General features: G+C 71.9%; 13 protein-coding genes and 1 riboswitch. Of the genes, 7 read left to right on the top strand and 6 right to left on the bottom strand.

The annotated features are described in order from the left end of the window. Positions 1-147: 147 nt before the first annotated feature. The 3 genes from G6W55_RS01730 (at position 148) to G6W55_RS01720 (ending at position 3,609) form a co-directional block, all read left to right on the top strand. Positions 148-795: a GntR family transcriptional regulator gene (locus tag G6W55_RS01730; protein ID WP_175518967.1), complete on the top strand. Its 648-nt coding sequence runs from the start codon at positions 148-150 to the stop codon at positions 793-795. A gap of 79 nt (positions 796-874) precedes the next feature. Next, positions 875-2,551, top strand: a complete 1,677-nt coding sequence (locus G6W55_RS01725; RefSeq protein WP_175518966.1) for a serine/threonine-protein kinase — start codon at positions 875-877, stop codon at positions 2,549-2,551. Then, positions 2,548-3,609: a polyprenyl synthetase family protein gene (locus G6W55_RS01720; protein ID WP_175518965.1), complete on the top strand. Its 1,062-nt coding sequence runs from the start codon at positions 2,548-2,550 to the stop codon at positions 3,607-3,609. The genes G6W55_RS01725 and G6W55_RS01720 overlap by 4 nt, the downstream gene beginning before the upstream one ends. Here the strand turns inward: G6W55_RS01720 and G6W55_RS01715 are convergent. Beyond that, positions 3,603-4,820, bottom strand: coding sequence for an MFS transporter (locus tag G6W55_RS01715; RefSeq protein ID WP_175518964.1), 1,218 nt, complete (start codon positions 4,818-4,820; stop codon positions 3,603-3,605). The genes G6W55_RS01720 and G6W55_RS01715 overlap by 7 nt on opposite strands. Beyond that, the gene (locus G6W55_RS01710) at positions 4,817-5,404 is read right to left on the bottom strand and encodes an XRE family transcriptional regulator (RefSeq protein ID WP_175518963.1); all 588 of its coding nucleotides are present in this window, start codon (positions 5,402-5,404) and stop codon (positions 4,817-4,819) included. Before G6W55_RS01710 ends, G6W55_RS01715 begins: the two co-directional genes overlap by 4 nt. On the opposite strand from G6W55_RS01710, the gene G6W55_RS01705 reads away from it, so the two are divergent. Both G6W55_RS01705 and G6W55_RS01700 read left to right on the top strand, forming a co-directional pair. Continuing rightward, positions 5,403-5,954: a GNAT family N-acetyltransferase gene (locus G6W55_RS01705; protein WP_175518962.1), complete on the top strand. Its 552-nt coding sequence runs from the start codon at positions 5,403-5,405 to the stop codon at positions 5,952-5,954. The two genes, G6W55_RS01710 and G6W55_RS01705, sit on opposite strands and share 2 nt — an antisense overlap. 23 nt (positions 5,955-5,977) lie before the next feature. Next, complete coding sequence (locus tag G6W55_RS01700) at positions 5,978-6,694, top strand: VOC family protein (RefSeq protein ID WP_175518961.1); 717 nt, start codon at positions 5,978-5,980, stop codon at positions 6,692-6,694. Between the two features lie 237 nt (positions 6,695-6,931). On the opposite strand, the gene G6W55_RS01695 is transcribed toward G6W55_RS01700, so the two are convergent. Next, positions 6,932-7,588, bottom strand: coding sequence for a maleylpyruvate isomerase N-terminal domain-containing protein (locus G6W55_RS01695; protein ID WP_175518960.1), 657 nt, complete (start codon positions 7,586-7,588; stop codon positions 6,932-6,934). 84 nt (positions 7,589-7,672) lie between these two features. Here G6W55_RS01695 and G6W55_RS01690 point away from each other — a divergent pair, with 84 nt between their 5' ends. Further along, positions 7,673-8,632, top strand: a complete 960-nt coding sequence (locus G6W55_RS01690; RefSeq protein WP_254876048.1) for an RNA-binding protein — start codon at positions 7,673-7,675, stop codon at positions 8,630-8,632. Between the two features lie 53 nt (positions 8,633-8,685). Here G6W55_RS01690 and G6W55_RS01685 read toward each other — a convergent pair whose 3' ends face one another. The 3 genes from G6W55_RS01685 to G6W55_RS01675 all read right to left on the bottom strand — a co-directional run bounded on the left by G6W55_RS01685 (position 8,686) and on the right by G6W55_RS01675 (position 14,216). Beyond that, a complete protein-coding gene (locus G6W55_RS01685; protein WP_175518958.1) occupies positions 8,686-9,021 on the bottom strand; it encodes an antibiotic biosynthesis monooxygenase in 336 nt (111 codons plus the stop codon). A 137-nt stretch (positions 9,022-9,158) separates the two neighbouring features. Then, positions 9,159-11,477, bottom strand: a complete 2,319-nt coding sequence (metE, locus tag G6W55_RS01680) for a 5-methyltetrahydropteroyltriglutamate--homocysteine S-methyltransferase (RefSeq protein ID WP_175518956.1) — start codon at positions 11,475-11,477, stop codon at positions 9,159-9,161. A gap of 152 nt (positions 11,478-11,629) precedes the next feature. Next, positions 11,630-11,855, bottom strand: a riboswitch (cobalamin riboswitch). Between the two features lie 51 nt (positions 11,856-11,906). Further along, the gene (locus G6W55_RS01675; RefSeq protein ID WP_175519168.1) at positions 11,907-14,216 is read right to left on the bottom strand and encodes an FdhF/YdeP family oxidoreductase; all 2,310 of its coding nucleotides are present in this window, start codon (positions 14,214-14,216) and stop codon (positions 11,907-11,909) included. A gap of 152 nt (positions 14,217-14,368) precedes the next feature. Between G6W55_RS01675 and G6W55_RS01670 the strand changes: the two genes are divergently transcribed. Beyond that, positions 14,369-14,911 (top strand): MSMEG_1061 family FMN-dependent PPOX-type flavoprotein, encoded by a 543-nt coding sequence (locus tag G6W55_RS01670; protein ID WP_175519167.1) that lies wholly within the window; start codon positions 14,369-14,371, stop codon positions 14,909-14,911. Positions 14,912-14,927 lie beyond the last annotated feature (16 nt).

The following is a 14,927-nucleotide window of genomic DNA, read 5'->3' as shown; positions in this document are numbered from 1 at the left end:
CGCAGGGCGCCCGTCACCGCTGGTACTCCACTGGAGTGCAACTTGTATCCTAGGCGGCCGTCCGCCCCGGGCCCATGGCGCCGCCCGTCGGATGGATCGCTTCGAGCCAGGGGACGGCGGCCCATCGGACGGGCGAAGATGGGTCGCATGTCAACCAGCGAGAGCGCTTCCGAGCGGGCGTACGCGGCCATCCGCGAGGGCATCCTGAACGGCACCCACGCAGCGGACACCATGCTCGGCGAGGCCGGTCTCGCCGCCCGCCTCGGCGTCAGCCGCACCCCGGTCCGGGCCGCGCTCGCCCGGCTCCAGGACGAAGGCTGGATCACGGTGTATCCCAAACGGGGCGCACTGGTGCGCGGCATGAGCGAGAAGGCCGTCGCCGACCTCGCCGACGCCCGGCTGATCCTGGAGGGCACGGGCGTCCAGCGGGCGACACCCCGGCGCAGGCTCGCCGTCGCCGACCGGCTGGCCGCCGACATCGACCACCAGAAGCAAGCCCTCGCCGACGGCGATCTGCGCCGGTTCGCCGAACTCACCGTCGCCTTCCACCGTTCCTTCGTCGAGGCCGGCGACAACCTGGTGATGCTCGAACTCCACGACCGGCTCGCCGACCGGCAGCGCTTCCTCCTCTTCGCCTACGGCGACACGCTCCTCGCCCGCAGCGACGCCGTCATCGCCGAACACGAGGACCTGGTGGCCCGGCTGAGGAACGACGACGGCCCGGGCTTCGTGGAGGTCCTCCGCGCCCACCTCGGCGAGACCTACGGCTACGACCTGCGCCGGCTCTGCCCCTGACGGCCGTACGCCCGAGACCCTTTAGGCTTCTCCTGGTGATCACTTCATCGGATCATGAGGTTCACGGGGACGGGGGCAGATGAGCAGCGCAACGGAGGTGTTCCAGCCACTCCAGGCGGACGATCCGCACGAGGTGGCCGGCTACCGGCTCGCCGCCCGGCTCGGCGCGGGCGGCATGGGCCGCGTCTACCTGTCGCACACGCCGGGCGGCCGTCCTGTGGCTCTCAAGGTGGTCCGGCCCGAACTGGCCGACGACCCCGACTTCCGGCGCCGTTTCGGCCGGGAGATCAAGGCGGCCCGACGGGTCCGGGGCGCCTACACCGCCGAACTCCTCGACGCCGACCCGGACGCCGTACCGCCCTGGCTGGCCACGCTCTACGTCCCCGGCCCCTCCCTCGCGGAGGCCGTCGCCCGGCGCGGCCCGCTGCCCGTGCCCGCGGTGCTGTGGCTGGTGGCGGGGGTGGCCGAGGCGCTCCAGGCCATCCACGCCGAGGGGATCGTCCACCGGGACCTCAAACCCTCCAACGTCCTGCTGGCCTCCGACGGGCCGCGCGTGATCGACTTCGGCATCTCGCTGGCCGCCGGCCTCACCGCCCACACGGCCACCGGCACCGCCGTCGGCACCCCGCAGTTCATGGCCCCCGAGCAGGCCACCGCGGGTGCGGTCACCTCGGCCACCGACGTCTTCGCGCTCGGTCAGACGGCGGCGTTCGCGGCGCTGGGGGAGCCGCTGTACGGGGACGGCCCCTCGGTCGGCGTCCTGTACCGGATCGTGCACTCGGAACCCGATCTGACCCTGCTGCCCGAGCAGCTCCGCCCGCTGATCGCGCGATGCCTGGCCCGGGACCCCGACGGACGCGCCGACCTCGCGGAGATCGTCGACTGGTGCCGGCAGCGGCTCGGCCGGGACGCCGACGCGGGCGGCGGACCGGCCGTCTGGCGGGAGATCACCGGACCCGAGGTGACGGTCCCGGCGCCGGTCCCGGCCCCCACGCCGGTACACACGCCGACGCTCCACGCGGGGCCGCCGCAGCCCTTGCAGGTGACACGGCCGCAGTCTTCCGCGGCCGACGAGCGCCGGTCCCGCAGGAGACGGGCCGCGCTGGTCACCGCCCTGGTGACCACGGGCGCGCTGGTGCTCGGCGGTCTGACCTGGACCGTCCTGGAGGCGGCGGACCGGATCCGTGAACGGGAGGCCGCCGCGTCCGGGTCCTCGACACCGGGACCCAAGACTTCCGGAGGACCGTCGCCATCGGCATCGGCGGCGGGGGCGGATTCCGAGACCGGCTCCGCGGGCGCCGGTGCCGACGCCGAGGGCGGGTCCGGGGAGGAGCCGGAATCTCCCTCGGCGGCCGACGGGGCACCACGGCCGGAGGCGCATCCCCAGCAGTGGCTGGACGAGAAGACTGCTCTTTCCTTCGAGGAGCCTCTGCGGCGCGAGAACGGCAAGGGAGACATCCGTTTCCGCTGCAAGCAGGCCGGCTGCGCGCTGGAGAGCGACACCAGCGATATCCGCCTGCTCTACACCGACAAGCCCGGCGCCGGCCTCGACACCTGCCGCGTCGCCCTGACCGGGAAGAACCCCGACGCGGGGTCTCTCCCACTGGCCGCAGTGGCGGCAGGCAGCGAGATCTGCGTCAAGCATCCCTCCGGCGCCATCGCGCTGCTCGTGGTCCAGGTGAAGTCGACGGCCCTGTGGGACACCCCCGGGATCAGCTTCCTCACGGTGGACACGACGATCTGGCGGGAGACATGAGAGAGCGGCTCGCCGGTCACGAGCGCCGTTTCCACGCGCTCTTCGAGGCGTACTTCGACACCCTGCGATCCACCTTCGACGCACCGGAGTTCAGCACCTTCGCCCCCGAATGCCTCGATCTGGTGCGGGAGTTGTCGCTGCGCGGCGGCAAGCGGATCAGGGTCGTGCTCGTCCACGAGGCGGCGCGGCTGGTCACCGACGGACCGGTGGCGGGGCTGGACGACGCGGCGTTGAGCGTCGAACTGCTCCAGACGCACGGCCTGATCCACGACGACCTCATCGACGACAGCCCCCGCAGACGCGGCGGCCCCTCCACCTACTACGCCTACCGGGACCGGTTCCCCGAACGCCCCCGGACGGCGCTCGGCCTCACCGTCCTCGCCGGTGACCTCGCGCTGGCCCTGTCCCTGCGCGTGCTGCTCGACTCCGAGGCACCTCTCGGCGTGCGCCAGGCGATGGCCGAGGTGCAGACCCGCGCCGCGACGGACACCTTCGTCGGCCAGATCGTCGACCTGGAACGGGACGTGACCCCCGAGGCGCCGACCGAGGACGTCCTGCACGCCGTCTCCGACTACAAGTCCGCCCGCTACTCACTGCTCGCACCCCTTCAACTCGGTCTGCTGGCCGCCGGTGAACAGCCGGAGCGCCACGCCCCGGAACTGGGCCGCTACGCCCGACTGGTCGGCATCTGCGGCCAGTTGAGGGACGACTACCTCGACCTCTTCGGGGACGAGGCCGTGACGGGCAAGCCCACCGGCACCGACATCCGGGACGGGAAACGGAGTTACGCCGTGACCGCTCTGCTGTCGGCCGTGACCGGGGCGGAGCGCTCCCTGGTCGAGTCGGCGCTCGGCGACCTCGCCTGCACGGCGGAGACCGTCGCCGCGGTACGGGAGATCGGGCTCGCGCGCGGGGTGGCGGACCGGCTGGTCTCCGACATGCGCCGCCATGCGGAGCAGGCGTCCGAGGAGGCCGCGGCCTGGCGTCCCCGCTGGCGGGCCGAGGCGGTGGAGTTCTTCGAACGGCTGCCGTGGTGGAGCGTGGAACGGGCTCACTGAGCATCAGCTCGGAGTCTGACGGGAGTTCGGTTCCCCGGCTCGCGCTCCCGGTGCTCGTGGGCCCGTCGTCCCACGACCGCCGCCGCCACCAGCGCGGCCAGCGCCACGGCCGTCGTGCCCCGCCGGCCGACCGTGTCGAGCAGTGGCGCGGCAATCGCCGTACCGAGGGAGCCGACGACGAAGTACAGCACCAGATAGACGCTGCTGAGGCTGCCGCCGCGCGCCGGGTCGAGGGCGAGGACACGGCTCTGGTTGGCCGCCTGCGCGGCGAAGCAGCCGGCGTCGAAGAGCGCGAGCCCGAGGACGGTGACCGCCGGGCTGCCGAGGCCCGTGGCCAGCAGTGCCGTGCCCGCGGCGGCGACCAGCATGCTCGCGGCGATGACGGTGCCGGGCGCGTGGCGGTCGGTGAGCCGACCGGTCAGCGGAAGCACGGCGAACCCCAGGAGCCCGGCCAGGCTGTACAGCCCGATGGCGGTGGCGCTCAGCGCGTGGGGCGGCCAGCCGAGCGCGAGGGCGAGCGAGACCCAGACGAGGTTGAACGCGAAGTACCACAGGCCGCCGCAGACCACCGCCCGCCGCAGCGGCGGGTGTTGGCGCAGCAGGAGCGGGAGCGAGCCGAGCGTGGCCAGGTAGCCGCGGTCGGCGGACGGCCGTCGCGCGGGCAGGAGCCGTACGGCGGCGATCGCGCCCAGCAGGGCGAGCGCGGCGAAGACGAGCAGCATCCGCCGCCAGCCGAGGGCGTCGGCGAGGGCGCCGCCGACCAGCCGGCTGAGCAGGATCCCGGCCGACATGCCGGCGGCGACCGTGGCCACGGCGGTGGCGCGGCGCCCGGGCGGCGCGAGGCGGCCCGCGATGCCGCCCGCCTGGGCCGCGACCCCGGCCGTCGCGCCGATGACCAGATAGGCGGCCAGGAGCACGCCCGCCCCGGGAGCCGCCGCGGCCAGCGTCAACGCGCCTGCCAGCACGGCGAGTTGCCCGGCGATCAGGCGTCGCGGCGCGACCCGGTCGACGAGCGGCAGCAGCAGGGCGAAGCCGGCGGTGCAGCCGACGAGCGCGGCGGTGGGCACGAGCCCGATCGCGGAGGACGGCACGCCGAGCTGGTCGGCGACATCGGTGAGCGCGGGCTGGACGGCGTAGTTGTTCGCGACGGCCGTACCGGCGACGGCCGCCAGCAGCAGCGTGCGGCCCCGGTCCGCCGCATCCCGGGTCACGGCCGCTCGCCCCGGACGAGGACGACGGCGTAACGGCACTCGCTGTCGCTGTCGTTGACGAAGGTGCACGGCACCGGTTCGCCCAGCTCGATGGTGTCCCCGGCGCCGAGGGCGTGGACCGTGTCGCCCTCGTGGAAGGTGAGGTGCCCGTCGAGCACCCACACGGTCTGCCGTACGAAGGCGAAGGCGGCGGCCGGGTACGGCACCCGGGCGCCGGGCGGCAGCAGCACCTCGGCGATCTCGGCGGGGAAGCGCGGGCCGGTGATCTGGCGCCGCCGGTAACCGGTGGCGGGGTCGCGCCACTCGGCCGTGTCGGCGCGGCGGCGCACCCCGGTCTCCGTCTGCCCGCTCGGCGTGCCCTCGGCGAGGGCCATCAGCGAGGACACGCTGAGCTGGAACGCGGCGGACAGCTTGCCGAGCACGACGGCGGTGGGGCTGCTCTCCCCGCGCTCGATCCGGCTGATCATGGCCTGCGAGACCCCGGAGATCTCCGCCAGCCGCGCCAGGGTCCACCGGCGCCGCTCCCGCTCCGTCCGGACCCGCGCGGCGATCTGCCCGACCAGGGGATCTACTATGTTGGACATGAATCCAATATACGAGAGGTCGCGGGACGGCCGGAAGGCGGGGACGGTGAAGGCGACGGTGGCGGTGACGGTGCGCCCGGCTCGCGCCGAGGACGGGGCGGCGATCCTCGCCATCCGCAACCACGCGATCGAGCACTCGACGGCCCTGTGGACGGAGACCCCGCAGACTCCCGCCGAGGGCGCGCTGTGGCTCGCCGCCCATCTGGAGCGCGGCTCCGCGTTCGTGGCCGAGGCGGGTGGCGAGGTCGTCGGGTTCGCGGTGTACGGCCCGTGGCGGCAGTACGACGGCTACCGGCACACCGTCGAGAACTCTGTCTACGTCCGCGAGGGGCGGCACGGGCTCGGTGTCGGCTCGGCGCTGATGGCCGTGCTGGTCGACGCGGCGCGCGAGGCCGGTCATCACGTCATGATCGCGGGCATCGAGTCCGGGAACGAGGCGTCCGTCCGGCTGCACGAACGGTTCGGCTTCCGGGTCGTAGGGGTGATTCCTGAGGTCGGCACCAAGTTCGGGCGCTGGCTCGATCTGACGCTGATGCGCCTGGCGCTTTAGTCAAAGTTGACTAGAGTGAGGGGATGGGAGAGCAGACGATTCCGATCCTGCCGTGCCGCACGCTTCCGCCGGTGCTCGACTTCTATACCGCCCTCGGCTTCGAGGTGACCTTCACCCAGCGCAGCCCCAACCCCTACGCGGTCGTCCAACGCGGCGCCGTCCAGCTTCAGTTCTTCGGCCTGAAGAGCTTCGACCCCTCGACGTCGATGAGCACCTGCTACCTCGTCACCGACGACGTGGACTGCCTCTACGACGCCTTCCGCACCGGCCTCAAGGCCGCCTACGGGAGGATCCCGACCCGGGGCCTGCCGCGCATCGGCCCGCTGAAGGACACCTCCTACGGGATGCGGCAGTTCCTGATGACCGACCCCGGGGGCAACTGTATCCGGGTGGGCCGCCCCACGAGCGAGGACCAGCGGCACCGGCCCGCACCCGAGGAGACGTTCGCCCGGGCCCTCCATCACGCCTCGCTGCTCGCCGACTCGAAGGAGGACCCGGCCGCCGCGGCGAAGGTCGTCGACCGGGTGCTGGCCCTCACGGACGAGCGGCCGACCGGCGTGCAACTCCTCCAACTCCTCACGCTGCGCGCGGACATGGCGGGCCGCCTGGGGGACGGGGCGACCATGAGGGCGATGCTCGACCGTGCCCTGACCGTCGACCTCACGGCCACGGAACGCGCCGAAGCCCGGGATGTTCTGCGGCGCTTGGCGGACCTCCGGGACGAGACCGCCGAACGATGAGACCGCCGGGGCCCGTTGCTCAGCGGCTCCGGATCGCGGTGGTGGCGAGGAAACCGGTCGCCGCGGCGGTGATGAGGGCGCAGATCGCGAACACCGTGGCACGCTGCATGGAAGGTCCTTCCGTCCGTGGGGAATGGGCCCTGCCCAACGCCGGTCGGGTACCGGCCGCTTCACCGACGCCGCATTGCCACCCGAACGGACGCGCCGAACCCCACCGACCGGCCTACACCGCCACCGTCACCCGATGACGAACGGCAACCGCGCGCCGAGCGCCCCGAGGGCGCGTTTCTCCGCGTCAGTCGCGGCCCGGCGCCCGGTACCGACCAACAGAACATCCGTGTCGCTGAACGACGCGGGAAAGGCAACCCCCGCGATCTCCTCCAACATCGCGCGCGACCGAACCAACCCCTCGACAGGGGGCCCGGGAACGTCAGGGACGTACGCGACCAGATCAAGATGATGCAACGTCCACTCCAGGACGTACGCCGAGAGGTAGTCGCCCACGGTGAGCACCATGTCCTGCGTGCTCACGCGCCCACCGGCATCGGCGAGTTCGGCGGCCCGCCCGGCGGCGGCACCGACGTCGTCGAGATGAAACCTGAGCAGCCCCGGCTCCTCATACGCGGCGGCCAGCCGCACGATCAGCGCGTCCAACGGATCCGTCCCGTCTGGTGGGCTGTCCCGCACGCTCCAGTACGTCACCGCGTCCGCGGTCGGCTCGGCGTCGGCGGGCGTGACGAGCGTGATCAGAACATCCTGCGCGTCGATGACCAGATGACACACCAGATCCCGCACCAACCACCGGGCACACCCGGAGGGCCGCCCGAAATCCCCATCCCCCAACACACCGACCGCCGCCAGCAACGCCGCCCAAGACCGCCCGAAGAGATCCACACCGGCACGCTAGAGCGCCCTCACGAGCCTGAACAAGCACATATAGAGCTGCGCCGCCCGGCCCGGCCGACGAGGATGACGGCCGTGCATCTTCCCCACGTCTACCGCGTCACGAAGTACGACCCTGCCGACCGCGACGAACACGGGCACTACACCGGCACCGAGAGCACGACGAGCGACCATGGCGCCGTCGAGGCGGCCTACCTCCGCGCGGTCGAGGCGTTCGCCGCGGAGACGGGCGTCGACCGCCTCGCCGTGCGCACGCCGCAGGTCCCGTCGCTCGCACACTTCGGAGCAGAACCGGCGCTGCCCGGCTTCGGCCTCGACGCCCTCTTCCCCGACGGCCTCACCAGCCTCCACGACAGCGCCGAAGTGCCGCTCGGAACCGCCCTGGAGCTGGTCCGGCTCATGCTGCGCGACGCGGGGGTCTGGTGCCGCCTGGAAGTGACGGACGTGTTCTCGGTGCACGTCGGCTGGGACCAGTACCTCTACGTCGGCAGCCACCGGCCCTGCGAGGAGGCGGTGACACGCACCGCCGCGCTCGGGCTGTTCGCGGAACGGCGCGAGGCATCCCCGTACGCCGAGGAAGACGAGGAGGACGGACACCTCCAGGTCCCGGCGGACGACGAGTTCTGGGCCCGCGTACACCGGGCGGTCGCCGACGGCGAGGCCGGGCTGCTGGAGGAGACGTTCGTCGCGGGCGCCGAACGCTGGCACCGGCTGACCCCCGAAACCGTCGACGCGGTGCGCGCCGGACTCGCCCCGCGCGCATGCCTGACCTTGTGGCCCGCCCTGTCCGCCGACGTGACGGCGGTCCTCGCCGGGCTTCCCGCCGACGGGCTCGTGGAGGGTGTCTGGCAGGAGCGGGACGGGCGGATCAGGAGCGCGGTCGTTGACGAGAGCGGGTTCGCCGAGCTGGCCGTCCGGATGTCCGCCGCCACGGCCGCGACGCTTCTGTCCGTTTACGCCGACGAACGCGTCCCCCTCCTCACCGCCGTGCTGCCCGACGATGACGGTGTGGTGCGGGCCCGTTGGCGGAGCTGAGCCGTGGCCGGGCGGCGGCAGCCCCGAAAGCGCCGCCGCCGGCCGGGGCCGGGCTACTGCTCGGTGGGCTTCGGGGCTGCCTGTTGGATGACCTCGAAGGACCAGAGGGTGGAGGCTGAGGCTGCCGGCTTCGGGCGTTCGGCCTCCGGGGCGTCGGCGCCTCGATGGGCTGCCTTCATCGGGCCCTCGAGCCATGCCTGGAACGACTCCTCGTCGCGCCAGCGGGTGTAGACGAGGTAGGTGTCCGTGCCCTCGACCGGGCGGAGCAGTTCGAACCACTCGAAGCCGTCCGAGTTCTCGACGGCGTGGGCGCGCGCGGCGAACCGCTTCTCCAGGGTCTCCCGCTGTTCCGCCGGGACGGTCAGTACGTTGATCTTGACTACGCTCATGGACCCATCCTGCACGTAGCCCACATCGGCGCGATGCACCGGGCCGCCTGTCGGGGAGTCCTGCCCCTGACCGGCCGGAGGCGCAGCGCGCGTCGCACGCCTGCCCCCCGGCCGGCCCCGTCAGACGGCCGTGAAGGTCAGGAACCGTTCAGTTCCGCGCGGACCGTGCGGGCCGCCGTGACCAGGTTCTCCAGCGACGTGCGGGTCTCGGGCCAGGCCCGGGTCTTGAGGCCGCAGTCCGGGTTGACCCAGAGGCGTTCGGCGGGGATGGCCCGCAACCCCGTGCGCAGCAGATCTGCCGCCTCCTCCGCGCTCGGCACCCGCGGGGAGTGGATGTCGTAGACACCCGGGCCCGCCTCGCGCGGGTAGCCGTGGGCGGCGAGTTCGCGGGCGACCTGCATATGGGAGCGAGCCGCTTCGAGGCTGATGACGTCCGCGTCGAGGTCGTCGATGGCCTGGACGATGTCGCCGAACTCGGCGTAGCACATATGGGTGTGGATCTGGGTGTCCGGGCGCACCCCGGCCGTGGTGAGGCGGAACGCCTCGGTGGCCCAGGCCAGATACGCCGTGTGGTCGGCCGCCCGCAGCGGCAGCGTCTCGCGCAGGGCGGGCTCGTCGACCTGGATGACGGAAGTCCCGGCCGTTTCAAGGTCGTTGACCTCGTCGCGCAGGGCGAGGGCGACCTGCCGGGCGGTGTCGCCGAGGGGCTGGTCGTCGCGGACGAAGGACCAGGCGAGCATGGTGACCGGCCCGGTGAGCATGCCCTTGACGGGACGTGAGGTGAGGGACTGGGCGTACGTCGTCCAGCGCACGGTCATCGGCTCGGGACGGGAGATGTCCCCGGCGAGGATCGGCGGGCGGACGTAACGGGTGCCGTAGGACTGGACCCAGCCGTGCTGCGTGGCCAGATAGCCGGTGAGCTGTTCGGCGAAGTACTGGACCATGTCGTTGCGTTCGGGCTCGCCGTGCACGAGGACGTCCAGTCCGGCCTTCTCCTGGAAGGCCAGCACCTCCTGGATCTCCGTCCTGATGCGCTCCTCGTAGGCGTCGGTGCCGATGCGTCCGGCGCGCAGGTCGGCGCGTGCGGTGCGCAGTTCGGCGGTCTGTGGGAACGAGCCGATCGTCGTAGTGGGCAGCAACGGCAGCCCGAGATGCGCGCGTTGGGCAGTGGCGCGTTCGGCGTAGGGCTGGGCGCGGCGGGTGTCCGCTTCGGTGACGGCCTCCGCGCGGGACCGGACCGCCGGGTCACGGGTGATCGGCGAGTTCGCGCGGGACGCCAGGTCCGCCCGGTTGGCGGCGAGTTGGGCCGCGATGGCGTCGGTGCCGCGGGTGAGGCCCTTGGCGAGGGTGACGACCTCCGCGGTCTTCTGGCGCGCGAAGGCCAGCCAGCGCAGGATCTGCGGGTCGATGTCCCGTTCGGCGGCGGCGTCGAGCGGCACATGGAGCAGGGAGCAGGACGCGGCCACGTCGACCCGGTCGGCCAGACCGAGCAGCGTACCCAGCGTGGTGAGCGACGCGGAGAGGTCGTTGACCCAGATGTTGCGGCCGTTCACCACACCGGCGACCAGCCGCTTCCCGGGCAGCCCGCCCACCGCGGCCAGCGCGTCCAGGTTGGCGGCCGCCCGCTCGGTGAAGTCCAGCGCCAGCCCCTCCACCGGCGCCTTGGCCAGCACGGACAGGGCCTCGCCGAGCCGGTCGAAGTACGAGGCGACGAGCAGCTTCGGACGGTCGGTGAGCGCGCCGAGGTCGCGGTAGGCGCGGGCGGCGGCGTTGAGCTCGGCCGGGGTGCGGTCCTGGACCAGGGCCGGTTCGTCGAGCTGCACCCAACCGGCCCCGGCGGCACGCAGATCGGCGAGGACCTCGGCGTACACCGGCAGCATCCGGTCCAGGAGCGTCAGCGGGTCGAAGTCCGCCGGCACACCGGGCGCGGGCTTGGACAGCAGCAGATAGGTGACGGGACCGACGAGGACCGGCCGGCCCGTGAGCCCGAGGGCGTGCGCCTCCTCCAGCTCGGCGACCTGCTTGGCGGAGTCGGCCGTGAAGACGGTGTCCGGGCCCAACTCGGGCACCAGATAGTGGTAGTTGGTGTCGAACCACTTGGTCATCTCCAGCGGCGCCACGTCCTGCGTGCCGCGGGCCATCGCGAAGTAGCCGCCCAGCGCGTCCGCTTCGACGGCGGCGCGGTGCCGTTCGGGGATCGCGCCCACCATCACGGTCGTGTCGAGGACGTGGTCGTAGTACGAGAAGTCCCCCGTCGGGACCTCGTCGACGCCGGCGGCGGCGAGCTGCCGCCAGTTGCTCCGGCGGAGTCCGGCGGTGGTCTCCCGGAGGGCGTCGGCGGTGACGCGGCCCTTCCAGTAGCCCTCGATCGCCTTCTTCAGTTCCCGGCTCTGCCCCTGACGGGGGTAGCCGTACACGGTGGCCCGTGCTGCCGCGGCTGCGGGCTTGGTGGTCACGGAGATCTCCTTCGCGAGACTGATCCCTGAGATCCCGGCGACGGGACGAGAGCGCGAAGGGGTGACAGACCGAACGGCAGCGGCCCACGGCCGTCCGTACGATGTGTGCGCCGACCCGCCCTCGAGGTCACCGGGATGTCCGCGCGTGAGTGCTTCACACACGGGCAGTTGGCAGGTCTTCGGACTCGTGGGCGCGTCCTCCGGCCGTCGGAGGTCACCTACTGGCCGTCGCTTCCCAGGCCCTGTTCGTCGGGCCCAGTGCGTATGACGGCGGTCGTTCCCACTCACCGCTGCGGGGCAGTCCCGGATTCCCACCGGGTTCCCTCTTACGACGCTCCCGCCTGGCGGACGGGGCGAACCAGCTACGCGGGCCACCCTACGCGGTGCCGTCGTCCGCGTGAAACCCCCGGCGCCCGCGTGTACAGGCCGTCAGGAGCGGGTGATCGTCACCTTCAGGTGCTTCATCAGCGGCTGGTCGCTCTGCTCGCTGTAGTCGCCGATCGCGCACAGCACGTTCATCTCCGGCATGTAACCGGCCGCGCAGCCCCGTGGAATGTCGTACGGGATGGCCAGATAGCCGTCGAGGCGGCGTTCGCTGCCGTCCTTGGCGGTGCTGACGATGTCGACCGGGTCGAACTCGGCGATGGCGCGGTCCCGCATGTCGTCCTGGTTCATGAAGACGAGCGTGCGGAGGTTCTTGACGCCCCGGTAGCGGTCGTTGTCGGAGTAGATCGTGGTGTTCCACTGGTCGTGGGAGCGCATCGTGCCCAGGGCGAGGGTGCCGGGTCCGGGGACGACATCGGGCAGCGGGGCCGCCGAGAACTCGGCGAGGCCCGACGGCGTGCGGAAGACCAGTTCGCGCGCCGGCTGCTTGATACGGAAGCCGAGCGGCAGCCGCACCCGGCGGTTGCAGTCCTCGAAGCCGTCCAGGACCTGGGCCATGGTGTCGCGGATACGGTCGTAGTCCTCGACGTACCAGTCCCAGGGCGTGTCGCTGTCCGGGAGGGCGGCGCGGGCCATGCCGGCGATGATGGCGGGCTCGGAGAGCAGATGCTTGGAGGCGGGGCGCTTCATGCCCACCGACAGATGGACCATGCTCATCGAGTCCTCGACCGACGTGGCCTGGATGCCGCCGCGCTGGTGGTCCTTCTCGGTCCGGCCCAGACACGGCAGGATGACCGCCTGCCGGCCGTGGACCAGATGGCTGCGGTTCAGCTTGGTGCTGACCTGCACGGTCAACGCGCAGGAGCGCAGCGCCTCATAGGTGTACGGGGTGTCGGGCGCGGCGAGCGCGAAGTTGCCGCCCATGCCGACGAACACCTTCACATCACCGCGGTGCATCGCCTGGATGGTGTTGACGGTGTCGAGGCCGTGCTTGCGCGGCGGGTCGATCCCGCACACCTCGCCCAGCCGGTCCAGGAACTCCGTACTGGGCCGGTGGTCGATGCCGCACGTGCGGTTGCCCTGCACGTTGCTGTGCCCGCGCACCGGAGAGGGGCCCGCGCCCTCGCGGCCCAGATTGCCGCGCAGCAGAAGGAGGTTGACGATCTCACGGACCGTGTCGACGCCGTGCTCGTGCTGGCTGACGCCCAGGCACCAACTGATGATGCTGCGGTCGGCCTCCCGGTACACCTGCGCCGCGTGCAGGATGTCCGCGCGGGAGACGCCCGACTGCCGTTCGATCTCCTCCCAGGAGGTGTCCTCGCACACCTTCCGGTAGGCGTCGAAGTACGCCGTGTGCCGCTCGATGAACTCCTGGTCCAGCGCCTTCGGATCGGTCCTCGCCTGTTCCAGGACCGCCTTGGCCATACCGCGCAGCAGGGCCATGTCGCCGCCGATGCGCGGCTGGATGTTGAACGTGCTCGTCCTCGTCGTCTTGAACAGCGCCATGTCCACGAAGTCGTGCGGCACGATCGTGCGGGTGGCGGCCGCCTCCACCAGGGGGTTGATGTGCACGATCTGGGCGCCCCGGTGGTACGCCTCGGCGAGCGCGGTGAGCATCCTGGGCGCGTTCGAGGCCGCGTTGACGCCCATGATGAACAACGCGTCCGTGCTCTCCCAGTCCTTGAGGTCGACGGTGCCCTTTCCGGTGCCCAGGGAGGCGTCGAGGGCGCGGCCGCTCGCCTCGTGGCACATGTTGGAGCAGTCCGGCAGGTTGTTCGTGCCGAGTTCGCGGACCATCAACTGGTAGAGGAAGGTGGCCTCGTTGCCCAGGCGGCCCGAGGTGTAGAACGACGCCTGGTTCGGGTCGTCCAGCGAGCGCAGGGTGCGGCCGACCAGTTCGAACGCGTCGTGCCAGGTGATGGGGACGTAGTGGTCCGACTCCGGGTCGTAGACCATGGGTTCGGTCAGCCGGCCCTGGTCCTCCAGGGCGAAGTCGCTCCACCCGGACAGCTCGGTGACGGAGTGCTCGGCGAAGAACTTCCGGTCGACCCGCTTGCCGGTCATCTCCCACGTGACGTGTTTGATGCCGTTCTCGCAGATGTCGAGGTGCAGCCCCTTGGTGTCGTCCGGCCAGGCGCAGCCGGGACAGTCGAAGCCGTCGCCCTCGTGGTTCATCCGCATGATCGCGCGGGGGCCGTCGAGCAGGGCGTGCTCGCGCACCAGGACCTTGCTCACGCTCTTCGCGGCACCCCAGCCGGCGGCCGGGTGATGGTACGGATGGAAGTCCGGCTCACCCGCGGGGGTCGGACCCACCTGGGGTCCCCGCCGCTGCCGGCCCTGGTCGGAGGCGTTCACCGCGCTCACCCCTTCGTCGCCGTCGTCCCAGGCTATGCCGGGGGATCCGGTCCCGCCATGTCGCACCGGCGGCCGCTTAGGTTAGGCGAACCTAAGATCGGATAGTGTGCTGGTATTCCTTCCAGTTCTCCCGGGGAGTCGGCTTGTCCCAGATGATCGATACGGCGGCGCTGTCGGCGGCGGACGGATACGTCGAACTGGGCTCGGCGGCGGAACTGCGCGAACTGCTGGGGGAGCCGCACCCCATCGTGATCGACAAGGTGCACCGGAATCTCACCGACGCCGACCGGGACATCGTCGCCCGCTCGCCGTTCTGTCTCCTCGCGACCTCCGACAGCCGCGGGAACTGCGACGTCTCGCCGCGCGGCGACGGGCCCGGCTTCACGCACGTCGTCGGCCCCTCGACGCTCGCCCTGCCGGACCGGCCGGGCAATCGCAGGGCCGACAGCCTCCACAACATCCTGGAGAACCCGCACGCGGGCCTGCTCTACCTCGTCCCCGGCAGCAAGGAGGTGCTCCGCGTGAACGGCCGTGCCCGCATCCTGACGGACGCGCCCTTCTTCGACGCCCTCGCCGACCGCGGCCGCCGCCCTCAGCTCGCGCTGCTCCTGGAGATCGACGAGATCTTCCTGCACTGCCCGCAGTCGCTGCGCCGCGCATCCCTGTGGGACCCTGCGTCGTGGCCGGGAGAGTGATCGGGGGACCAGGCTG

This window comes from Streptomyces sp. CAI-85 (genome assembly GCF_013363615.1).
Lineage (GTDB): Bacteria > Actinomycetota > Actinomycetes > Streptomycetales > Streptomycetaceae > Streptomyces > Streptomyces antibioticus_B.
The sequence above is the reverse complement of the archived record's forward strand: the minus strand, read 5'-3'. Positions and strand labels throughout refer to the sequence as shown.